At 67.1% G+C, this 20,866-nt stretch carries 19 protein-coding genes, 2 tRNA genes and 1 pseudogene; 16 read left to right on the forward strand and 6 right to left on the reverse strand.

All coding sequences use genetic code 11. The features are described from left to right. The first annotated feature begins 100 nt into the window (after positions 1 to 100). The 8 genes from DEJ19_RS05675 (at position 101) to DEJ19_RS05710 (ending at position 9,716) form a co-directional block, all read left to right on the forward strand. Positions 101 to 1,375, forward strand: coding sequence for an ABC transporter substrate-binding protein (locus DEJ19_RS05675; protein WP_110864882.1), 1,275 nt, complete (start codon positions 101 to 103; stop codon positions 1,373 to 1,375). Between the two features lie 33 nt (positions 1,376 to 1,408). Continuing rightward, positions 1,409 to 2,287 (forward strand): carbohydrate ABC transporter permease, encoded by an 879-nt coding sequence (locus tag DEJ19_RS05680; protein WP_027464687.1) that lies wholly within the window; start codon positions 1,409 to 1,411, stop codon positions 2,285 to 2,287. Beyond that, entirely contained in the window at positions 2,284 to 3,261 is a 978-nt protein-coding gene (locus DEJ19_RS05685; protein ID WP_214521659.1) for a carbohydrate ABC transporter permease, read from the forward strand. The genes DEJ19_RS05680 and DEJ19_RS05685 overlap by 4 nt, the downstream gene beginning before the upstream one ends. Then, on the forward strand, positions 3,261 to 4,658 hold the full coding sequence (locus DEJ19_RS05690; RefSeq protein WP_111234023.1) for a glycoside hydrolase 5 family protein: 1,398 nt from the start codon (positions 3,261 to 3,263) through the stop codon (positions 4,656 to 4,658). Before DEJ19_RS05685 ends, DEJ19_RS05690 begins: the two co-directional genes overlap by 1 nt. Before the next feature lie 14 nt (positions 4,659 to 4,672). Further along, positions 4,673 to 7,690: an alpha-mannosidase gene (locus tag DEJ19_RS05695; RefSeq protein WP_111234022.1), complete on the forward strand. Its 3,018-nt coding sequence runs from the start codon at positions 4,673 to 4,675 to the stop codon at positions 7,688 to 7,690. Positions 7,691 to 7,722: 32 nt separating this feature from the next. Beyond that, positions 7,723 to 8,700, forward strand: coding sequence for an endo-beta-N-acetylglucosaminidase H (locus DEJ19_RS05700; protein WP_111234021.1), 978 nt, complete (start codon positions 7,723 to 7,725; stop codon positions 8,698 to 8,700). 226 nt (positions 8,701 to 8,926) lie between these two features. Next, positions 8,927 to 9,217: a DUF1905 domain-containing protein gene (locus DEJ19_RS05705; RefSeq protein WP_111234029.1), complete on the forward strand. Its 291-nt coding sequence runs from the start codon at positions 8,927 to 8,929 to the stop codon at positions 9,215 to 9,217. Positions 9,218 to 9,383: 166 nt separating this feature from the next. Continuing rightward, entirely contained in the window at positions 9,384 to 9,716 is a 333-nt protein-coding gene (locus DEJ19_RS05710) for a hypothetical protein (RefSeq protein WP_111234020.1), read from the forward strand. 61 nt (positions 9,717 to 9,777) lie between these two features. Here DEJ19_RS05710 and DEJ19_RS05715 read toward each other — a convergent pair whose 3' ends face one another. Then, positions 9,778 to 10,506, reverse strand: coding sequence for a DUF2511 domain-containing protein (locus DEJ19_RS05715; RefSeq protein ID WP_258377468.1), 729 nt, complete (start codon positions 10,504 to 10,506; stop codon positions 9,778 to 9,780). Between the two features lie 187 nt (positions 10,507 to 10,693). Between DEJ19_RS05715 and DEJ19_RS22000 the strand changes: the two are divergent. Then, positions 10,694 to 10,861: pseudogene (locus DEJ19_RS22000) on the forward strand (hypothetical protein); the annotation flags it as partial. Positions 10,862 to 11,059: 198 nt separating this feature from the next. Beyond that, positions 11,060 to 12,610: a reverse transcriptase domain-containing protein gene (locus tag DEJ19_RS05720; RefSeq protein WP_181441616.1), complete on the forward strand. Its 1,551-nt coding sequence runs from the start codon at positions 11,060 to 11,062 to the stop codon at positions 12,608 to 12,610. Between the two features lie 52 nt (positions 12,611 to 12,662). Here the strand turns inward: DEJ19_RS05720 and DEJ19_RS05725 are convergent, their stop codons facing one another. From DEJ19_RS05725 to DEJ19_RS05735, 3 genes are all read right to left on the reverse strand, one after another. Then, entirely contained in the window at positions 12,663 to 13,811 is a 1,149-nt protein-coding gene (locus DEJ19_RS05725; protein WP_181441615.1) for a hypothetical protein, read from the reverse strand. After that, positions 13,811 to 14,308: a DUF4365 domain-containing protein gene (locus DEJ19_RS05730; protein ID WP_181441614.1), complete on the reverse strand. Its 498-nt coding sequence runs from the start codon at positions 14,306 to 14,308 to the stop codon at positions 13,811 to 13,813. Before DEJ19_RS05730 ends, DEJ19_RS05725 begins: the two co-directional genes overlap by 1 nt. A 145-nt stretch (positions 14,309 to 14,453) precedes the next feature. Beyond that, a tRNA-Gly gene (locus DEJ19_RS05735) sits at positions 14,454 to 14,524 on the reverse strand. Positions 14,525 to 14,578: 54 nt separating this feature from the next. Between DEJ19_RS05735 and DEJ19_RS05740 the strand changes: the two genes are divergently transcribed. The 5 genes from DEJ19_RS05740 (at position 14,579) to DEJ19_RS05760 (ending at position 17,869) form a co-directional block, all read left to right on the forward strand. Continuing rightward, positions 14,579 to 14,854 (forward strand): hypothetical protein, encoded by a 276-nt coding sequence (locus tag DEJ19_RS05740; RefSeq protein ID WP_111095444.1) that lies wholly within the window; start codon positions 14,579 to 14,581, stop codon positions 14,852 to 14,854. A 94-nt stretch (positions 14,855 to 14,948) separates the two neighbouring features. Beyond that, positions 14,949 to 15,025 (forward strand) — tRNA-Pro (locus DEJ19_RS05745). Positions 15,026 to 15,078: 53 nt separating this feature from the next. Beyond that, positions 15,079 to 16,386: a trigger factor gene (gene tig, locus DEJ19_RS05750; RefSeq protein WP_027464695.1), complete on the forward strand. Its 1,308-nt coding sequence runs from the start codon at positions 15,079 to 15,081 to the stop codon at positions 16,384 to 16,386. Positions 16,387 to 16,553: 167 nt separating this feature from the next. Further along, positions 16,554 to 17,183 carry an ATP-dependent Clp protease proteolytic subunit gene (locus DEJ19_RS05755; protein WP_071405541.1) on the forward strand — a complete coding sequence of 210 codons (630 nt, stop codon included), beginning with the start codon at positions 16,554 to 16,556 and terminating at the stop codon, positions 17,181 to 17,183. A 26-nt stretch (positions 17,184 to 17,209) separates the two neighbouring features. Further along, entirely contained in the window at positions 17,210 to 17,869 is a 660-nt protein-coding gene (locus DEJ19_RS05760; protein ID WP_027464696.1) for an ATP-dependent Clp protease proteolytic subunit, read from the forward strand. 63 nt (positions 17,870 to 17,932) lie between these two features. Here the strand turns inward: DEJ19_RS05760 and DEJ19_RS05765 are convergent, their stop codons facing one another. Together DEJ19_RS05765 and DEJ19_RS05770 are read right to left on the reverse strand one after the other, a co-directional pair. Beyond that, entirely contained in the window at positions 17,933 to 18,541 is a 609-nt protein-coding gene (locus DEJ19_RS05765; RefSeq protein WP_181441613.1) for a copper resistance CopC family protein, read from the reverse strand. 50 nt (positions 18,542 to 18,591) lie between these two features. Further along, positions 18,592 to 19,320: a YcnI family copper-binding membrane protein gene (locus DEJ19_RS05770; RefSeq protein ID WP_181441612.1), complete on the reverse strand. Its 729-nt coding sequence runs from the start codon at positions 19,318 to 19,320 to the stop codon at positions 18,592 to 18,594. A gap of 236 nt (positions 19,321 to 19,556) precedes the next feature. Between DEJ19_RS05770 and clpX the strand changes: the two genes are divergently transcribed. Next, positions 19,557 to 20,837, forward strand: a complete 1,281-nt coding sequence (clpX, locus tag DEJ19_RS05775) for an ATP-dependent Clp protease ATP-binding subunit ClpX (protein ID WP_017886000.1) — start codon at positions 19,557 to 19,559, stop codon at positions 20,835 to 20,837. Positions 20,838 to 20,866 lie beyond the last annotated feature (29 nt).

Raw genomic sequence — 20,866 nt, forward strand, 5'->3', positions numbered from 1 at the left:
TTAGTCATCCACAGTGGCTGCCACACACGGGTTCGGTGACTGCTGCTGAACCGGTTCAGCTATGACGAGGGAGTCAGACGCCATGAGGACCACCACACGCATGACGAGGGGCCGCGCCACCGCGCTGCTCGCGACGGCCGCCGCCACGGCGCTCGTCCTGACCGGCTGCTCGAGCGGCGGGAACGCGGCCGACAACGGCGGCGGCGAGATCAGCGGCACCATCACCCTGCAGACCTGGGCGCTCACGCCGACCTACACGGGGTACCTCAACGGGGTCATCAAGGACTTCGAGCAGGCCCACCCGGACGCGAAGGTGAAGCTGCAGGACCAGCCCGGCGACGGGTACGCCGACAAGGTGCTCAGCCAGGCCTCGTCGAACAGCCTGCCCGACGTGATCAACCTGCCGCCGGACATCGCCCTGCCTCTCGCGAAGCGCGGGTTCCTGCAGGACGTCGCGAAGGACGACTCGAAGCTCGCCAGCACGTACGTCGCCGGCGCGTTGGACTCGTACAAGTACAAGGGCGTCGACGGCACGTTCGGGTACCCCTGGTACCTCAACACCGACGTGAACTACTGGAACTCGACGATGTTCGCCAAGTGCGGCCTCGACGCGAAGAACCCGCCGAAGACCACCGACGAGCTGTTCACGCAGGCGAAGACCATGCACGACAACTGCCCGACCGACTACCTGATGAGCCGGAAGCCCGGCCTCGGCGACTTCACGCTCGCCGGCGTCAAGGTGCTCAACGCCGACGGCACGAAGTTCACCTTCGCCGACTCGTCGAAGGCCGCCGACCTGATCGACCGCTACAAGGACGCGTACCAGGACGGCTACATGCCCTCCAACGTGCTGAACAGCGACTACCTCGGCAACTCCACCCTGTTCACGCAGGCCAAGGTCGCCTGGACCACCGGTGGTGCCACCTCGCTCGCCGACTTCGAGAAGAACAACCCGTCGCTCAAGGGCAAGGTCACCGTCAGCCCCGCACTCGACACCCCGCCGCTCTACGTGCAGGGCCTGTCGGTCTCGAGCAAGTCGAAGCACCTCGCCACCGCCGAGGCCTTCGCGAAGTTCATGACGAACGCGGAGAACCAGGAGGCGTTCGCCCACAAGGTCAACATCTTCCCGTCCACCACGTCGTCGCAGTCCGACCCGTACTTCTCGAAGGACGACGGCACCGTGAACGGCGAGGCCCGGGTCCTCGCGAACGAGGCCCTGAAGACGGCGAAGGTCATCAACCCGGTCGAGGCGAACTCCGCGATGACGGACTTCCTCGACCAGCAGATCGCCCTCGCGATGAAGGGCCAGGTGGCGCCGAAGCAGGCGCTCGAGACCGCCCAGACCAAGATGAACAGCCTGCTGGCCAACGGCTGATCCGGCCCCGGAGAAGGAAGAGGGAGGATCGTCATGCGTGCGAACCGCTGGTACACGCCCTGGTTGCTCGTCCTGCCGGCACTGATCTGGCTCGTCGCGTTCAGCCTGTGGCCCTCGATCAACACGGTCCGGTTGTCGTTCACGAACGCCAGCCCGCTCGGCGGCGTCAGCCAGTGGGTCGGGGTCCAGAACTTCGAGACCCTGCTCGCCGATCCGCAGGTGTGGGAGGCGCTGCTCAACAGCGTCATCTACATGGCGGTGTGCCTGCCGCTGCTGACGGTCCTCCCGCTCCTCATCGCGGTGCTCGTGCAGCAGAAGCTGCCCGGGATCGCGTTCTTCCGCACCGCGTTCTACACGCCGGTCATCGCGTCCGCGGTCGTCGTCGGGCTCATCTGGACGTGGATCCTCGACGACCGCGGCGTCATCAACGAGATGGCGCAGGCCCTCGGCGTCGTGCAGGGCAGCGTCCCGTTCCTGACCGACCGGTGGCTGCTGCTCCTCAGTGCCATCAGCCTGACGGTGTGGAAGGGGCTCGGCTACTACATGATCATCTTCCTGGCCGCCCTCGGGAACGTCGGCAAGGACCTGCACGAGGCCGCCGCCCTCGACGGTGCCGGCGCCGTCCGACGCTTCTGGTCGGTCACGATGCCCGGGGTCCGCGGCACCATGACACTCGTCGGGATCCTGGTGTGCGTCTCCGCGCTCCGGGTGTTCAGCGAGCTCTACATCCTCACCAACGGCACCGGCGGACCCGGCGGGCAGGACAACTCGCTCGTCATGCTCATCCAGCAGTACGCCCGCGGCTTCACCGGCAACCTCGGCTACGCGTCCGCCCTGAGCCTCCTGCTCTTCGTCGTGACGCTCGTGCCGATGCTCGCCCTCGCCCGGATGAACAGCAAGGCGGACAAGTGACGAACACGACCAGCACGACCGAACCCGTCATCGGCGGCGCGCAGGGCGCAGCCAGCCCGACGCCGGACGTGACCGGCGCGACGGGCGCTGGACGGGCCTCCAGGCAGAACGGACGCGACGGACGCAAGCGGCGCCGCGCGGTCTGGGGCGTCATGTCCACCCGCGAGAAGGTCGTCCGCTACGTCCTGCTCATCGTGGTGCTCTTCATCACGATCGGCCCGTTCCTCTGGCAGCTGTCCACGTCGCTCAAGGGCGCCGGTGAGGACATCTACACGGCGAACCCGTCGTTCATCCCGTCCGAACCGACCATCGAGAACTACCTGAAGGTCGCCGCCGCGATCCCGGTGTGGCGGTACATCGGCAACTCTCTGCTCGTCGCCGCGATCGACGTGCTCGGCAACATCGTGTTCGCGACCCTGGCCGGCTTCGCCCTCGCCCGTCTGCAGTGGCGGCACCGGAAGCTCGTGCTCGGCCTGTTCCTCGGCACCCTCGTGCTGCCCGGCGAGGCGACGATCATCTCGCAGTTCGTCACCGTGAAGGACCTCGGCCTCGCCGACAACCTGGTCGGTGTCGCCCTGCCCGGCATGATCGCGGCGCTCAACGTCCTGCTGATGTTCAACGCGTTCCGGCAGATCCCCGAGGAGATCGACCAGGCAGCGGTGATGGACGGTGCGAACGCGATGCAGCGCCTCCGCTACATCTCGCTGCCCGCCGTGCAGGGGACCATCGCGGTCATCGCGATCTTCTCGTTCATCGGCGCGTGGGACGACTTCCTCTGGCCGCTCATCGTGCTGCAGTCGCCCGAGAACCTCACCCTGACCGTCGGGTTGCAGTACCTGCAGGGCACGTTCGCCACCGACCAGCGGATGATCGCGGCCGGCACCATGATCGCCTTCATCCCGATCGCCGTGATCTTCGCCGTCCTGCAGCGCTTCTTCTTCAAGGGCGTCGAAGAGGGCGGTGTGAAGGGCTGATGCGGTTCGGGGTCAACTACACGCCCTCGGTCGGCTGGTTCCACTCGTGGCTCGACTTCTCGCGGTCGGACACCGCCAGGGACCTCGAGGCCATCGCGTCGATCGGCGCCGACCACGTGCGGATCTTCCCGCTCTGGCCGGTCGTCCAGCCGAACCGGACGCTCATCCGGCAGCAGGCCCTCGACGACGTCGCGACGGTCGTCGACCTCGCCGGCTCGTTCGGACTCGACGTCAACGTGGACGCGCTGCAGGGGCACCTGTCGAGCTTCGACTTCGTGCCGTCCTGGCTGGACAGCTGGCACCGCCGCAACATGTTCACCGACCCGGACGTGGTCGCGTCGACCGCCGCGTACGTCCGGGCGCTCGCCGGAGCCGTCGCCGACAAGCCCAACCTGCTCGGCATCACCATCGGCAACGAGGTCAACCAGTTCGCACACGCGCCGCACCCCGCACCGCACACGATCACGGGGGAGCAGGGGCACGCGTGGGCGGCGGCGATGGTCGCGGCGGCGCGGGCGGGGCTGTCGGACGGGTCGTCGGCGTCGGCCGCTTCGTCCGTGTCGGTCGGCCTGGAGGCGCGGCTCGACCCCGCCTCGTCGGGCCCGCCCGCCACCGGGTCGCGTCCCGGGCCACTGGTCACCGTCGCGCAGTACGACGCGGCCTGGTACGACGACGCCCAGCCCTTCGGCCCCGAGCACGCGGCGGACCACGGTGACGCCACCGTCACGCACTCGTGGGTGTTCAACGGCTCGGCGGCCCTGCACGGCGCCCTCGGAGCCGGGTCGGTGCGGCACGGGGAGTACCTGCTCCAGCTCGCGGCGGCCTGGAACCGCGACGCCGCCCGACCGAACTGGCTGCAGGAGGTCGGCGCCCCCACCAACGTCGTCGACCCCGCCGACGCCGCCGCGTTCACCGAGCAGACCATCCGGCACGTCCTCGACGCGCAGCAGGTGCTCGGGGTGACGTGGTGGTGCTCCCACGACGTCGCCCGGTCGCTCGCCGACTTCCCGGAGCTCGAGTACGACCTCGGGCTGTTCACGAACGACGGACGCCTGAAGCCCGCCGGCGAGGCGTTCGCCGCCCTCGCGCGCGCCGAGCACACCCGGGCCGATCGTGCCGCACCGCCGACCACCGCGCTCGTCCTCGACGACGTGCTGTCCGACGGCACCGACCGGCACGGCACCCGCGCCGACTGCGCCCCTGGCGGCCGGTTCGCCGCCGCCTGGCTCGCCCTGGCCGAAGCCGCACCGGACGGCCGCGGGCCCCAGGTCGTCCTGCGCTCCCGACTGTCGGACACCGCGCTGCTGGCCGACCGCGGCATCGACCGCTGCGTCGACGTGCCCTCCGACCTCGACACCACCACCGTCCGCGTCGCCCACCCGGCGACGACGCCCTGACCCCGGAAGGCCCCATGCACGACGACATCCCCCTCACCACCGGACGCGCCCGACGGGTGCTCGACGAGCGGATCACCCCCGCGGTGCACGCGACCACGACGGCCCTCCAGGCCGCCTGGCACGAGCTGCCGGGGGAGCCGGTCCCGCCGACCGAGGGGCTCGCGCTCACGTTCGAGCCCTACGAGGTCGGCACCCCGTGGGGTGCGGCCTGGGGCACGACGTGGTTCCGGTTGACCGGGACCGTGCCGACCGAGTGGGCCGGACGCCGGGTGGAGGCCGTGATCGACCTCGGCTTCGACAAGAACATGCCCGGGTTCCAGTGCGAGGGACTCGTCTACCTGGCCGACGGCACCCCCGTGAAGTCGATCAACCCGCGCAACCAGTGGGTCCTGGTCACCGAGCGGGCCGAGGGCGGCGAGACCGTCGAACTGTTCGTCGAGGCCGCGTCGAACCCCGTCCTGCTCGACTACCACCCCTTCCTGCCGACGCAGGAGGGCGACGTGCAGACCGCGTCCTCGAAGCGCCTCTACGCCACCCGCCGGATGGAGCTCGCCGTCTTCGAGTCCGAGGTGCACGAACTCGCCCTGGACATCGACGTCCTGCTCGAACTGCAGGCCGAGCTGCCCGCCGGACCCCGACGCATGCGGATCCTGCAGGCCCTCGACGACGCCCTCGACGCGCTCGACCTGCAGCACATCCCGGAGACCGCCGGGGACGCCCGTGCGGCGCTCGCCGAGGTGCTGGCCGCTCCCGCCGAGGCCTCGGCGCACACGATCTCGGCCGTCGGGCACGCCCACATCGACTCCGCCTGGCTCTGGCCCGTGCGCGAGACCATCCGTAAGGTCGCCCGCACCACGTCGACCATGACCGAGCTCATCGACCAGACCGACGACTTCCTGTACGGCATGTCGAGCGCGCAGCAGTACGCGTGGATCAAGGAGCACCGCCCCGAGGTCTACGCCCGCGTCAAGGCCGCGGTCCAGGCCGGCCGGTTCCTGCCGATCGGCGGCATGTGGGTCGAGTCCGACACCGTGATGCCGACCGGCGAGAGCATCGTCCGGCAGTTCTCGCAGGGACAGCGGTTCTTCGAGCGCGAGTTCGGCATCCGGCCCAAGGGCGTCTGGCTGCCGGACAGCTTCGGGTACTCGCCGGCGCTGCCGCAGCTGATGCGCCGCGCGGGCTTCGAGTGGTTCTTCACGCAGAAGATCTCGTGGAACCAGGTGAACAAGTTCCCGCACCACACGTTCCTGTGGGAGGGCATCGACGGGTCGCGGGTGTTCTCGCACTTCCCGTCGATGGACACCTACAACTCGCGATTGTCCGGCAGCGAGGTCGCGAAGGCCTCCCGCCAGTTCCGCGAGAACCGGCTCGCCAGCGGCTCGATCGCCCCGGTCGGTTGGGGCGACGGCGGCGGTGGCACCACCCGCGAGATGACCGGCACCGCCGCACGGTTGGCCGACCTCGAGGGCAGCGCGAAGGTCCGCTGGGAGCACCCGGACACGTTCTTCGACCGGGCGAAGTCCGAACTGACCGATCCGCCCGTGTGGGTGGGGGAGCTGTACCTCGAGCTGCACCGGGCCACGCTCACGTCGCAGCACGGCACGAAGCAGGGCAACCGCCGGTGCGAGCAGCTGCTCATCGAGGCCGAGCTCTGGGCAGCGACCGCCGCCGCCCGCACCGACTTCGCCTACCCGTACGACGAGCTCGACGCCCTGTGGCAGCAGGTCCTGCTCCAGCAGTTCCACGACATCCTGCCGGGCACCTCGATCGCGTGGGTGCACCGCGAAGCGGTCGAGCGGTACGCCGAGACGGCCGCGGCGCTGACCGCGATCATCGACCAGGCGCTCTCGGCGCTCGCCGGCACCGGGGACGCGGCCGTCGTCGTGAACCCGGCCCCGTTCCTCCAGGCCGGTGCACCCGCGCAGGGCGCTGTCGTGGCGACCGACGTGGCGGCAGCGACCGACGTGTCCCTGTCGCAGCAGGACGGCGGGTACGTGCTGGCGAACGACCTGGTGCGGGTCGTGGTCGACGCGCAAGGGCTCGTGATGAGCGCCGTCGACCTGGCGAGCGGGCGCGAGGCGATAGCGGCCGGGCAAGCGGCGAACCTGCTGCAGCTGCACCAGGACTTCCCGAACATGTGGGACGCGTGGGACGTCGACCGGTACTACCGCAACCGCGTCGAGGACCTCGTGTCGACCACCGGGCTGACCGCGTCGATCGACGACACCGGGGCCGCACGGGTCGTCGTGTCCCGGGCGTTCGGTGACTCGACGGTGACGCAGGAGATCGTCCTGGCGCCGGGGTCCCGCACCCTGGAGTTCGACCAGGTGACCGACTGGCACGAGACCGAGAAGTTCCTCAAGGTGGCCTTCCCGCTCGACGTCCGCGCCGAGCACACCGTCGCCGAGACGCAGTTCGGCGCGCAGAAGCGGGTGACCCACACCAACACCTCGTGGGAGGCCGCGAAGTTCGAGACCTCGATGCACCGCTACGTGCTGGTGTCCGAGCCGGGCTTCGGTGTCGCGCTCGTGAACGACTCGATCCACGGCTTCGACACCACGCGCGACGCCGTCGACGGGCACGTCACCACCACCGTGCGGCTGTCGCTGCTGCGGGCACCGCGGTTCCCGGACCCCGAGACCGACCAGGGCGTGCAGACGCACCGGTACGGCATCGTCATCGGCACCGACCAGCTCGGAGCCACGTCGGCCGGCGTGCGGATGAACGCGGGCGCGCGGACCATCACGGGCGCGCACGGCTTCGAGCCGCTGGTGCAGGTGTCCGGCGACGTCGTGCTGTCGAGTGTCAAGCTCGCCGACGACCGGTCGGGCGACCTGGTCGTGCGCGTCTACGAGCCGTCCGGGCAGCGGGGGACCGGGGGCATCGCGGTCTCGGCCGACGAGGCGACCTTCGGCGCTGCCGTCGAGGTGACCCTGCTCGAAGAACCGCTGGCCTCGGCCGGCACCGTCGACGCGTCCTCGTTCGCCGTCGACGCCTACGAGGTCCGCACCTTCCGCTTCCCACGCAACTGACCGACCGCCCGTCCCACCCAAGGAGGAACCACATGAAGCAGTCCACGAAGTTCAGCATCGCGACCGCACTGGTCGCCATGCTCGCGGCACCACTGGTGCCCGCCGCAGCATCCGCGGCGCCCTCCTCGTCGGGGTCCAGCCACGGGCACGGACACGGTTCGTCCCACGGCGGCGGGCATGGTCATGGTCATAGACACGGGCACCACGCTGCGCCCACCAAGTCGGGGCCGACGAGCATCGCCTACGTCGAGGTGAACAACGACGAGCTCGCCAACGTCGGGCGGTACACGCTGGAGAACGGCGCGAACGCGTTCGACGTGGCGATCATCTTCGCCGCGAACATCAACTACGAGGACGGCAAGGCGGTCCTGTACAACAACGAGAACGTGCAGCGGACCCTCGACCAGGCGGCCACGCAGATCCGCCCGCTGCAGGCCAAGGGCATCAAGGTGACGCTCTCGGTGCTCGGCAACCACCAGGGCGCCGGCCTGGCGAACTTCCCGACGAAGGCCGCGGCACGGGACTTCGCGGCGCAGGTCTCCGCGACGGTCAAGAAGTACGGACTCGACGGCGTCGACCTGGACGACGAGTACTCGGACTACGGCGTGAACGGCACCCCGCAGCCGAACCAGCAGTCCATCGGCTGGCTCATCAGCGCCCTGCGTGCGGACATGCCGGGCAAGATCATCTCGTTCTACGACATCGGCCCGTCCTCCGATGCCCTGAAGACCGCGAACCCGTCGATCGGCGGCAAGCTCGACTACGCCTGGAACCCGTACTACGGCACCTACACGGCGCCGACGATCTCGGGCCTGCCGAAGTCGAAGATCTCCGCCGCCGCGGTCGACATCCAGAACACCCCGCAGGCCACGGCAGTGTCGCTCGCGCAGCGCACGAAGGCCGACGGCTACGGCGTCTTCATGACGTACAACCTGCCGGGAGGCGACGAGTCCTCCTACGTCTCCTCCTTCACGAAGGTGCTGTACGGACAGGCCGCGTCGTACCGCTGACGCGTCCGTCCTGACGGCGACTCGCGCCCCGTGCTCCCCGGCTCCGGCTTGGAGGCGCGGGGCGCGTCCGTCGTCCGGGTCCCGCTGGTCCGAGGGGAGGCACCAGTTCTTCCTCGCCCTTGACGGTTCCGGTTCGCAGACCCCGGCGATCGTGAACCGGAACCGTCATACACCGGAAACGAAGCCCCGCCCGGCGCGCTGGATGCCGCGGCCGTACGATCGCCGCATGGAGCTCGAGTTCCGCGGCGAGGTGATCGAGTGGCGAGGCCCGTCACCGTTCTTCTTCGCCGTCGTGCCACCGGACGCCGCCGAGGTCATCGCGGACCTCGCGCCGGTGCTCACCTACGGGTGGGGTGTGATCCCGGCGCGCGTGACGATCGGCTCGGTGACGTGGACGACGTCGCTGTTCCCGAAGGACGGCGGGTACCTCGTGCCGTTGCGTGCGGCGGAGCGGAAGCGTGCCCGGGTGGATCTCGGCGACTCCCCGGAGATCACCCTGGAGTTCGCCGACCCCTGACGTTCCTACCACCGACCGTCAGTCCTCCACAGATCCGTCGATCGCGAGACCTTCCCACAGCGACCGCCAGCTGCCCTCGCCGTCGCTGTCGGGCTCGTTGCCCCTGGTACGTTTTGCATCTGAAGTATCGGCTCGCGGAAACGGGCTGCGAGGACAGGAGAACGTGATGACGAACTACCTCGTGCGGCTCGAGTGCGTGGCGCAACTCGGGGCAGCGGACGATCCGCGCGCAGCCCTCTCGGCGGACTTCGACGCCATCGCAGAAGCACTCTTCGACCTCGACGACGTCCACGACCAGGACCTGACCGCTGACCTGTCAACCGGCACGCTCACCTTCTCGATCGGTGTCGACGCGGACGACGAGCCCGGTGCGCTCGACCGTGCGCTCGGTGCCGTCCGGACCGCGCTGCACGTTGCTGGACGCGGCACTCCCGGTTGGGAGCAGCACTACCGGATGCTGCGGCAGGAAGTCGGAGAAGCGCCGCTCGGAGCGCTCTGAGACGATCGGCTGGTGGGCATCCGTCGTCGGAGTCACACCGTGCAGACGGATCGGTCCCGTGCTACTTGCAGAGCTTCAGGCCCGCGTCGAGCACGGGCGAGATGTCGAGCCTCAACCCGTCGACGTGAGGATTCGGTGCCCAGATGGGGTCGATTTCCGGGTACGACGTGTGGTCCTGTTCGGTGCCGTTGACCGCGTAGCGGGTGCCGTCGGGAGCCTTGAGTGTCACGACGTTCAGATCCATGCCGCCCGCGGTGATGTTCTTGCAGCGCACGACCGCGTAGGGCACCGTCAGCGGCCACTCGTCTCCGAACTTGGTGCTGACCAGCAGGCCCCTCTTCTTCTCGAGCTTCTTCGGAATGTGGACCTTGGCCGCCGGAGCAGGGGGCGCGTAGTCGGCGCAGAACCCGTCTTGCGGGTGGCCGAGCTTCACCTTGCCGCTCTTCTTCTTGGGGAACTTGACGACGACGTACCCGGCGTTGCCGCCCTTGTCGTCCGGTCCTCCGCCCGGAGCCCACGTGCGGTCTACGCAGATCACACGCTTGCTGACCTTGACCCCGTTGACCTTCAGGCCCTCCCAGATCGGCGCATCGGGCAGTTCAGCGAGGACCCGCTTCTCGGCCTTCTTGATTCGCTTCGACTTCTTCGCGGTCGCCGTGGGCGTCCGTTCGCCGGTCGCGGTGGTCCGGGTAGGGGCAGCGGACGCCGCGCCCGCCGGCATCGCTGCCGTGCTCGCGACGATGCTGACTGCCGCGAGCGTCATGACGGCGAAGGAGAGGTGCTTGTTCACCCGAACGAGAGTATGGCTCAGAGTCAGCTCTCGATAGCCCTCGTCCGCGGGTCTCGGAGCGCCAGATCTAGTTACGGTGCTTGTCCGGCGTGCGGTTGCTGCATCTTGAACAGCAGCGACCCCCGACGCTGTTCTGGGAAGCAGCAACGGCTCTCGTCAGCTTGACTGATCCCGGAACACAGTACGCGCCTACTACCTCGTGCCTGCCGTCCAGCAGGGGGGTGTGGTGAAGCACATGCGCTTCCACGACCTGCGCCACGCGTGTGGCTCACTCATGCTCGCGGCGCGCTTCAAACCGTACGAGATCAGCCGCTCGATGGAGCACACATCGGTCTCTGTGACGGACACCGCCTAGGGGTGCCTCTAGGTGAGTTCAAAAGATTGCTTGGCGTAACCGCCTCGGGTTGCGGTAGGTTCTAATCAGCCAACACGGTTGGTTAGGCTAGGTGTCGAGCTTTGACGCATCACGCGGTTGAGACCGATTCTCCCGAGGAATTGGTTGTGGGAACGTACTTTCACCTCGGCCCAGCCGCCCTCCGACTCTAGGATGCGCATGAAAATCAGTGCTGCGGACCTGCTTGCCGAGAGCGACAAGCTCATACGGAAACATCAGCGGTACATGCGTCAGATGCGTATCGACGACGAACGTCGACGCCGACGTGGATCTGTTCCCGCTCGGGCGACTCTGTTGAGGCCGACGTATTGGTCGGTCGACCGAGGATTCGACCCTTACCATGTGCGTAAGAATGCTTCCGCGATTGCGCGGGCTATCAATCTCGCCCTCAAGGCTGGCTCGTATTCGCCTAAGTCTCCCGTCGCACACTCCATCGCAAAGCCTAGTGGTGGTGAACGCGAGCTTTCTATCTTCCAAATTGCCGATTCAGTCGTTTCACGTGCAATCTATCGGTCGCTCTTGGTGAAGAATAGGGCGTTGCTCAGCGCGCGGTCGTATGCCTACCGGGATGACTTGTCCACCCACGATGCTATCCAGTACATCGCGAGCGAGTTTGCGACAGACGAGCGCATTTTTATTGCCGAGTACGACTTCAGTGCATACTTTGATTCGATCGGCCATTCCTACGTGCTTTCTACACTCGAGGACAATGGTTTCTTGATCACCGCAGCCGAACTGCGCGTCCTCAAAGCGTTCATGGGGCTGGGCGCAAAACTTGAGGGGTCATACAACGATCCAGCCATTTCGGGAGAGCGCACGGTAGGGATTCCCCAGGGGACATCGGTGTCCCTGTTCCTTGCGAACGTTGCAGCTTGGCGTACTGATCGAGAGCTTGAGCGTATTGGTGTTGGCTTCGCGCGGTATGCAGACGATACACTAATCTGGTCGAGAGATTATCAGCAGATTACTAGCGCGGTGAATTTCGTGAAGGCCGAAGCTGCCTCGATTGGCGCGACCTTGAACAAGAAGAAGTCGCAAGGGATCCGACTTTTCGTTGAACAGGGCGAGAATACCGAGATCAGAAGTACTAGCGAGGTAGAATTCGTCGGCTACAGGTTCAAGCGAGGAACTATCGGACTGAAGCAGCCAGTCGTTGAGCGCATGAAAACCCGCGTCCGATACCTAATCTGGTCAAACCTGCTGGAACCTTTGCAGTCCGGGACTGGAACGTCTGACAGAGTGCGGCCGCCCGTCGACCGCGATTACGTCGTCACGCTCCTTCAAATTCGCAGGTACTTGTACGGCAACTTCTCCGAAGCAAAGTTGCGAGAGTTGGAAAGAGGTGCCGCTCGTCGCATTCGCTTTCCTGGGGTGTTGGCCTACTTTCCTTTGGCGTCCGACCTCGACCAGTTGAAGGATTTTGACGGTTGGTTGCTCTCGACGTTAGAACAGGCTTTGCGTAAGCGAGCCATGCTGCTCGGTCGGAGCAACTCGGCGCTCCCGGTGCCTTTCGGGCTGCGAGGCCAGGCGCTTGCGTCGGCGTGGGGAGAAACGAGCGCTGGCGATCCTATTGACCTGAGAGTGCCGTCGGTGGCGCGGTTCATGTCCGTTCTTCGGCGGGCTGCAACAGTTTATGGTGCAAACTTCGTTAGTCGGGGTACGGGCGCGGAAGAGTACCAGTACAGCTTCTCTTCGTCTGAGGAGAACTGACAAGACTGACAAAGGAGTACTCCCGTGGTTACTTCAAGCGCGAGGAGTACCGCTACAGCAGAGTGTCGTTGAACAGCTGGTCGATCAGCCCGATGGACTCTGGCTTCTGGACGAAGAGAGGGCGCCCCGGTTGGCGCTCGATCTTGCCGCGAGCGATCACCGCTCGATGATCCCGCGCCCATTCGTAGGCCTTATGGATGGTCTTCTCGTCCACTGTGACGGAGATGTCCACAACCCGGTTCCTGCGCTCCGTGCGGATCGCAACCTCTCCGTATGGGTCGCCCTGAACGTAGTGAATCCGAACGATCTGGCCCGTAACGGAGGCGTCTGGCTCTGCGCGCAGCTGATCTAGCTGGCGAACGACCTGCCCCAGCACCGGAGCCGCCTCGTCCTGGATTACGACGCGCCTTGGGGCATTCGTTGGCTCGCCCAAGCCAGGTGACCAGGTGAACGTCGCATCGAAAGCCTGCACTCCGGCGCTGACGGCGATACTCCGGACCGCGGCCACCAGCTCCTTGCTCACACCGCTCTGCACGAGGTCACGGATATCGTCCGGGCGCGGCGAGCGGTCGGGGCGAACGGCCACTGTGTCGAGAGCGGCAAGGGCCGTGGCGAGAGTACGGGTCACTCCGCGCTCGCCGGGCTCGATTTTGATGGAAGTCATGCCTGGTTCTTCTTCCGCAGGCGGGACGGGCATGACCACCGGGAGGATGAACGAACCGTGTCTCGTGTGTGAGAGTCGAGCACGGCGAGCAAGTTCGTCTCCCGGGTTGCTGAACCCGGTACCGATGCGGGCACGGGGCTTGCGCGCCGTTGTGGCAGCGGCGCGCATCAGGCGTCGGGCAGAGTCCAACACGGTGGCCGCGCCGTCGAGCATCGCGGTCTGCTCGACGAGGTATCGGTCTGCGATGCGGTAGTCCTGACCGTCCAAAAACTCTCGTTCGACGGCGGCCGAGAGCTCACTTACGGGCATCTGCTTCTGTCGCGCGATGCGGCTGACGACCGACACGTACTCGAACGAGTCGACCTCAATATACCAAGGAACAGCGAGGATCAGCGGCTCAGCGCGGTCCATGAAACCAAGGGCTTGCGTATCGCGCAGTGCCCACAGCTGTCCGGCGACACCATCCTGCTCTGCTTGCCAGCCGTGTCGCACGAGATAGCTCGCGACGTTGGCGCGCATGTCCTTCTCGTTCGACATCATGCTCCGAAGACACTGAGTAGGTCGGACTCCCACTGCGGGAGTGTGGCGGCAGACAGCCGCTGGGCTCGTGGGACTTGGATCTTGTTGGCGGCCCGGATGCTCTCAACGTCAATCCGCGTCCAGTACGCGGCTGTCGCGACCATCTTGGTGCCGCTGGAATCGTGATCCAACCATGAGCCACTGTCGCTGGGCACCGTAACGACCACGAAGTACGCCGGTACGCGCAACTTCGCCCACTTGTCGAGCCAGTTCGCCTCGGGGTAGTAGGTAATGTTCGGGCCGCCCGACATTGCATGGCTTTGGGTGGTCTTCACCTGGATGTACACGTCACCAGCCTGGAAGCCGAGCTTGAGGTCGATGGACTGCACGTCTTCGCCTGACCCCACCTCTTCCAGACCGCACCCCGCCTGACCAGCGAGGGCGCGAACGTAGACGACGCCGTAGCGCCCCTTCCGCTGAGTCAGATTGAGAAGAGGATCGGACAGGAAGTCCACGCCAGCGGACGGCGCAGTAGATGGCATGAAGTCGACACTAGATGAAACAACCTCGGCACCCGCGTAGCCAGAACGAGGGGTCTGGGAGGGGCTCGGCCTGAGCGTCCGTCGCCCGGGCGGGCCTCCTTCTCAGTAGCCACAAGGGAGGGGATGACGGGAATCGAACCCGCGTAGCCAGTTTGGAAGACTGGGGCTCTACCATTGAGCTACATCCCCGCGCCTGCGCACCAGGCGCAGCCCGACCATCGTAGCGGACGAACGAGCACCGACATGCCGACGCGCGTCATCCCGAAGCCGGACGGCGGTGCCGAGCGCACCATCCGCTGGTCGCGGGTGGTCTCGTACGTACTGGTGGTCCTCGCCGCCGCGGTGCTGTCCCTGCGTCCCGACCTGTTCGGTGACCCGCAGTCGCAGCCCGCGCACGCACTGCTGCACGTCGGGCGGATCGTCGTCGGGCTGCTGCTGGCGGTGGCTGCCCTCGGGGTCCAGGTGGCCGTCGGGATCCGGTGGCGGCGGGGTCTGCGACGCGCCGCGGAGGACGACTGAGCAACCCCCGGGAACAGCGCGCCGTCGGACCGCTAGACTCACCGGGGTCGCATGCGCCCCTCGGCGTGCGCGGCTGATCCCTGGCACGAAGCAACGGGGCGTAGCTCAGCTTGGTAGAGCGCCCGCTTTGGGAGCGGGAGGTCGCAGGTTCAAATCCTGTCGCCCCGACCAGGTCCTCCGAGCACCACCGACCACACGAACGTCAACCAACAGGAGAACATCCCTTGGCCACCAGCACCGTCGACAAGGTGAGCGACACCCGCGTCAAGCTCACCGTGAACGTGACGCCGGACGATCTCAAGCCGAGCATCGACCACGCCTACAAGCACATCGCCGAGCAGATCAACATCCCCGGCTTCCGCAAGGGCAAGGTCCCGCCGGCGATCGTCGACCAGCGCGTCGGCCGCGGCGAGGTCCTGAACCACGCCGTCGGTGACGCCATCGACAACTTCTACCGCCAGGCGGTCGAAGAGCAGGAGCTGCGCATCCTCGGCCGTGCCGAGGCCGACGTCGCCGAACTGCCGAACGTCGCGGACTTCACCGGCGACCTCGTCCTCACCTTCGAGGTCGACGTCCGCCCCGAGTTCGACCTGCCGGACTACTCCTCGTACGAGCTCACCGTCGACGCCGTCGAGGTGTCGGACGACGAGATCGAAGAGGAACTGCAGAACCTCCGCACCCGCTTCGGCACGCTCGTGACGGTCGACCGTCCGGCGAAGACCGGCGACTTCGCGCAGATCGACCTCACCGCCAGCATCGGCGACGACGAGGTCGACTCGGCCACCGGCGTCTCCTACGAGATCGGCTCCGGCGACCTGCTCGAGGGCATCGACGAGGCGCTCGAGTCCCTGACCGCCGGTGAGTCGACGACCTTCGAGTCGAAGCTCGTCGGTGGCGACCGCGAGGGCGAGACCGCTCAGATCGCCGTCACCGTCACCGCCGTCAAGGAGCGCGAGCTCCCCGAGGCCGACGACGAGTTCGCCCAGATCGCCAGCCAGTTCGACACGATCGACGAGCTCAAGGCCGACCTGAAGGAGCAGATCGCGAAGTCCAAGACCTTCGGTCAGGGCGCCGCGGCTCGCGACAAGCTCGTCGAGAAGCTCACCGAGGACGTCAACATCCCGATCTCGGAGCAGCTCATCGCCGACGAGGTGCACCGTCACCTCGAGCAGGAGAACCGCCTCGAGGACGAGGAGCACCGCAAGGAGGTCTCCGAGTCCAGCGAGACCGCCTTCCGCTCGCAGATCCTCCTCGACGCGATCGCCGAGAAGGAAGAGATCCAGGTCTCGCAGGAGGAACTGACCCAGTACCTCATCCAGGCCGCCGCGCAGTACGGCATGGAGCCGGCCGAGTTCATCAAGGTCATCGACCAGAACGGCCAGATCCCCGGCATGGTCGGCGAGGTCGCTCGTTCGAAGGCGGTCGCGACCGTCCTGTCCAAGGTGACCGTCAAGGACACCAACGGCGACGCCGTCGACCTCTCCGCCTTCACGGCGGGCGTCGCGCAGGAGCCGGCAGGGGACGCCGAGTAACGATCTCGACGCCACCAGTACGACAGACGGGAGGCGCGGTGCCAGCTGGCACCGCGCCTCCCGTCCGTATTTCCGCACCACCGCATTGCTGTCGGCGAACAGACGAGAACTGGTGCGTTGCACCCGATAAGTTCGACAACAAGCGACAACTGAACGGGAGCTTTTCCATGGCCGAAGCAACACTGAACCCCAGTGTTTTTGACCGCCTTCTGAGAGACCGGATCGTGTGGCTCGGCTCCGAGGTCCGCGACGACAACTCGAACGAGATCGCAGCCAAGCTGCTGCTGCTCGCCGCCGAGGACCCTGAGAAGGACATCTACCTCTACATCAACTCGCCCGGTGGTTCGATCACCGCCGGCATGGCGATCTACGACACGATGCAGTTCGTCCCGAACGACATCGTCACCGTGGGCATCGGCCTCGCCGCGTCGATGGGGCAGTTCCTGCTGTCCTCCGGCACGCCCGGCAAGCGCTACATCACGCCGAACGCGCGCGTGCTGCTCCACCAGCCGTCCGGTGGCTTCGGCGGCACCGCTGCCGACATCCAGACGCAGGCCAAGGTCATCCTCGACATGAAGCAGCGCATGGCGGAGCTCACGGCTGAGCAGACCGGCAAGTCGGTCGAGCAGGTCCTCAAGGACAACGACCGCGACAACTGGTTCACGGCGCAGGAAGCGCTCGAGTACGGCTTCGTCGACCACCTCCGCGCCTCGAGCGCCGAGGTCATCGGCGGTGGTGGCACCGTCGGCGACGGCGAGACGCCCACCAGCGCAGCCGAGCCCGACGCCCAGTCCTGATCACCACCGAAGAAAAGGAAACGAGAATGCATCTCCCCATGCTCGGTGGCGCGCAGAACGTCCCGGCTCCGTCCAATCGGTACATCCTGCCGAGCTTCGAAGAGCGCACGGCCTACGGCTACAAGCGCCAGGATCCGTACGCCAAGCTGTTCGAGGACCGCATCGTGTTCCTCGGCGTGCAGGTCGACGACGCGTCGGCTGACGACGTCATGGCCCAGCTGCTCGTGCTCGAGTCGATGGACCCCGACCGCGACATCGTGATGTACATCAACTCGCCCGGTGGCTCGTTCACCGCGATGACGGCGATCTACGACACGATGCAGTACATCCGTCCGCAGATCCAGACGGTCTGCCTCGGACAGGCTGCCTCGGCCGCGTCGGTGCTGCTCGCCGGTGGCACCCCCGGCAAGCGCCTCGCGCTGCCGAACGCCCGTGTGCTGATCCACCAGCCCGCGACCCAGCAGGGTGGCGGTCAGGCGTCCGACATCGAGATCCAGGCAGCGGAGATCCTCCGCATGCGTACCTGGCTCGAGGAGACGCTGTCGAAGCACTCCAACAAGACGCCGGAGGAGATCAACCACGACATCGAGCGCGACAAGATCATGTCCGCGCAGGAAGCCGTGGAGTACGGCCTGATCGACCAGGTCCTCACCAGCCGCAAGAACCTGCCGGCGCTCGTCAAGTAGCACCAGCAGGAACGACGAAGGCCCCGCACCGAACGGTGCGGGGCCTTCGTCGTTGCGCGGTGGTCAGTCCTCGTTGTCGTCGGACTCCGGGGCCGGCTTGCGGCGCAGGAGCAGCAGCACCGCGACGACCACGCCGACCAGCACGACGCCACCGGCGCCGATCCAGATCGCGTCGGACGCCGCCGAGTCGCTCGATCCCGAGGCGGTGCCGGTGGTGGTGTCCGAGCCGGCGTCGTCGTCACCAGCGGTGGCGCAGGTCGGGGGCTTCGCCGCACCCGAGGCCGGGGTGAAGCCCGACGGCGCCTTCCACGTGAAGGGGTACTCGTCGGACACGGTGTGCCCGTCGGCGGAGACGATCTGCCACTCGACGGTGTACTTGCCCGAGTCGCCGAGGGCTGCGGCCGTGGTCATCGACGGCCCCTCGACGTCGACGCAGCCGTCCTCGTAGTACTTGCCGTCCGGGCCGACGATGCGGAACGCGAAGCCCGACCCCGAGTCGCCGATGTCGAGCAGCTTGTCGTTCGTCGTGATGTCGAACGTCTTCGGCAGTTCGGTCAGGGTGCCGCCGACCTCCGGGTCGGACGAGATCAGGTAGTTGTGTGCGCTGGCCGGACCGGCGAGCCCGAGGACCGCACCACCGGCGATCGCGACGGCCGCGGCTGTCCCGGCCACGAGCCTCCAGGCAGAGGACCGAGGCCGGGACCGACGCGAGCCGCGCTGCGTCACTTGGCGGAGCTCCGACGACGCGTGCCGGCGACGGCGACGACCAGGGCGACGGCGCCGAGCACCAGGCCGCCGAGGCCGAGGAAGCGACCGACCAGGTCGGGGTCGTTCGAGGCGGTCGAGCCGGCGGCCTCGGCCGTCGGGGTGGCGGCGATCGGGTCGCCGTCGTCGTCCGTCGCCTCGGCGGCGGTCAGCGTGATCGAGGGTGCCGGGTGCTCGGGCTCGGCTTCGCCGGCCTTCTGTTCCTGGTTCCACTCGACGCTGCCCTTCTCGCAGGTCTGGATCGCGGGGAACTCGACCAGGTCACCGACCTTGCCGTCCGGCAGCGAGAACGAGAGCGCGAAGGTGTCGCGCTCGTCGGCGGGCAGGGGGGTCTTCGCGGTGTACGTGACGCTGGTGACGCGCTCGGCGGCCGTCTCGGCGTGGTCCTCGTCGGATGCCGACGCCGACGGGTCGGTGTAGGGCTCGGTCGCCTTCGTGATCGTCCAGTTCGGGTTCACGGTGGGCGTGACCTCGATGACGGACTCCGGCACCTGGAACTGGATCTTCGTCGTGGGGGAGCCGTCGCAGCCGTGCGGGACCGAGAAGGTCGCCGTGGTGTACGAGTTCGCTGCGGTCGACGTGGCCGTGGCGGACACGTGTGCGCTGGCCGCCGTGGCGCTGCCGAGGACGATGACGGCTGCGACACCGAGGGTGACGGCGCCGCCGGCGGCGAGACGCTTCTGCATGGGGTTCCTTCCGGGGTGGTTCTGCACCTGCTGTTCTACAAGATGTAGAGAAGTCCGGATCACCGTAGCAGGCTCGCACGCCCTGGGCGAACGCGCGGGCGGATTCCGGAGGGGCATCGCGGTCGGTGTCACCGGTTGCGGTTAGGCTCGTGTCCACGACGAGGTGCCCACCAGCAGCGGTGCACCAGCGGTGGTGCGACAGCGCGGCCGGCATGTCCAATCAGGGAGGCACGGGAATGGCACGCATCGGAGAGAGCGGCGATCTCCTCAAGTGCTCGTTCTGCGGCAAGAGCCAGAAGCAGGTCCAGCAGCTCATCGCCGGACCGGGCGTCTACATCTGCGACGAGTGCGTCGAGCTCTGCAACGAGATCATCGAGGAACGTCTGGCCGAAGCCGGCGAGGACACCTCGAGCGGGGACTTCGAACTGCCCAAGCCGCGGGAGATCTTCGACTTCCTGCAGGAGTACGTCATCGGGCAGGACCCGGCGAAGCGCGCCCTCGCCGTGGCCGTCTACAACCACTACAAGCGCATCCGGGCGCAGGGGCAGATCACCGCCGCCGAAGACCGCGACGACATCGAGATCGCCAAGTCGAACATCCTGCTCATCGGCCCGACCGGCTGCGGCAAGACGTACCTGGCGCAGACCCTGGCCAAGCGCCTCAACGTCCCGTTCGCCGTCGCGGACGCCACAGCCCTGACCGAGGCCGGCTACGTCGGCGAGGACGTCGAGAACATCCTCCTCAAGCTCATCCAGGCCGCCGACTACGACGTGAAGCGTGCCGAGACCGGCATCATCTACATCGACGAGGTCGACAAGATCGCCCGCAAGGCCGAGAACCCGTCGATCACCCGCGACGTCTCGGGCGAAGGCGTGCAGCAGGCGCTGCTCAAGATCCTCGAGGGCACGGTGGCCTCGGTCCCGCCGCAGGGCGGCCGGAAGCACCCGCACCAGGAGTTCATCCAGATCGACACGACGAACGTGCTGTTCATCGTGGCGGGTGCGTTCGCCGGGCTCGAGGACATCGTGTCCTCGCGCGTCGGCAAGCGCGGGATCGGCTTCGGGGCACCCCTCCACAGCGCGACCGACCACCAGGACCTGTACTCCGAGGTGCTGCCGGAAGACCTGCACAAGTTCGGTCTGATCCCCGAGTTCATCGGTCGTCTGCCCGTCGTCACCACGGTGTCGCAGCTCGACCAGGCGGCGCTCATGCAGATCCTGACCGAGCCGAAGAACGCGCTGGTCAAGCAGTACCAGCGGATGTTCCAGATCGACGGCGTGGAGCTCGAGTTCGACCAGGGTGCGCTCGAGGCCATCGCGGACCTCGCGGTGCTGCGCCAGACGGGTGCCCGCGGGCTCCGGGCGATCCTCGAGGAGGTCCTCGGCCCGGTGATGTTCGACGTCCCGTCCGACGACGACGTCGCCCGAGTGGTGATCACCCGCGAGTCCGTGCTCGAGAACGCGGCGCCGACGATCGTGCCGCGGCCTCGGGCCAAGCGCGTCGAGAAGTCGGCGTAGCCCTCCGGAACCAGCGAACGGACACAGCA

Origin of the sequence: Curtobacterium sp. MCSS17_016 (assembly GCF_003234255.2) — a bacterium.
Lineage (GTDB): Bacteria > Actinomycetota > Actinomycetes > Actinomycetales > Microbacteriaceae > Curtobacterium > Curtobacterium flaccumfaciens.

Excerpts from the sequence above, each read along its gene's own strand:
- DEJ19_RS05675 (WP_110864882.1), top strand. The coding sequence starts at position 101 with ATGACGAGGGGCCGCGCCACCGCGCTGCTCGCGACGGCCGCCGCCACG.
- DEJ19_RS05680 (WP_027464687.1), top strand. The coding sequence starts at position 1,409 with ATGCGTGCGAACCGCTGGTACACGCCCTGGTTGCTCGTCCTGCCGGCA.
- DEJ19_RS05690 (WP_111234023.1), top strand. The coding sequence starts at position 3,261 with ATGCGGTTCGGGGTCAACTACACGCCCTCGGTCGGCTGGTTCCACTCG.
- DEJ19_RS05695 (WP_111234022.1), top strand. The coding sequence starts at position 4,673 with ATGCACGACGACATCCCCCTCACCACCGGACGCGCCCGACGGGTGCTC.
- DEJ19_RS05700 (WP_111234021.1), top strand. The coding sequence starts at position 7,723 with ATGAAGCAGTCCACGAAGTTCAGCATCGCGACCGCACTGGTCGCCATG.
- DEJ19_RS05705 (WP_111234029.1), top strand. The coding sequence starts at position 8,927 with ATGGAGCTCGAGTTCCGCGGCGAGGTGATCGAGTGGCGAGGCCCGTCA.
- DEJ19_RS05710 (WP_111234020.1), top strand. The coding sequence starts at position 9,384 with ATGACGAACTACCTCGTGCGGCTCGAGTGCGTGGCGCAACTCGGGGCA.
- DEJ19_RS05720 (WP_181441616.1), top strand. The coding sequence starts at position 11,060 with ATGAAAATCAGTGCTGCGGACCTGCTTGCCGAGAGCGACAAGCTCATA.
- DEJ19_RS05725 (WP_181441615.1), bottom strand. The coding sequence starts at position 13,811 with ATGTCGAACGAGAAGGACATGCGCGCCAACGTCGCGAGCTATCTCGTG.
- DEJ19_RS05740 (WP_111095444.1), top strand. The coding sequence starts at position 14,579 with ATGCCGACGCGCGTCATCCCGAAGCCGGACGGCGGTGCCGAGCGCACC.
- DEJ19_RS05755 (WP_071405541.1), top strand. The coding sequence starts at position 16,554 with ATGGCCGAAGCAACACTGAACCCCAGTGTTTTTGACCGCCTTCTGAGA.
- DEJ19_RS05760 (WP_027464696.1), top strand. The coding sequence starts at position 17,210 with ATGCATCTCCCCATGCTCGGTGGCGCGCAGAACGTCCCGGCTCCGTCC.
- DEJ19_RS05770 (WP_181441612.1), bottom strand. The coding sequence starts at position 19,320 with ATGCAGAAGCGTCTCGCCGCCGGCGGCGCCGTCACCCTCGGTGTCGCA.
- clpX (WP_017886000.1), top strand. The coding sequence starts at position 19,557 with ATGGCACGCATCGGAGAGAGCGGCGATCTCCTCAAGTGCTCGTTCTGC.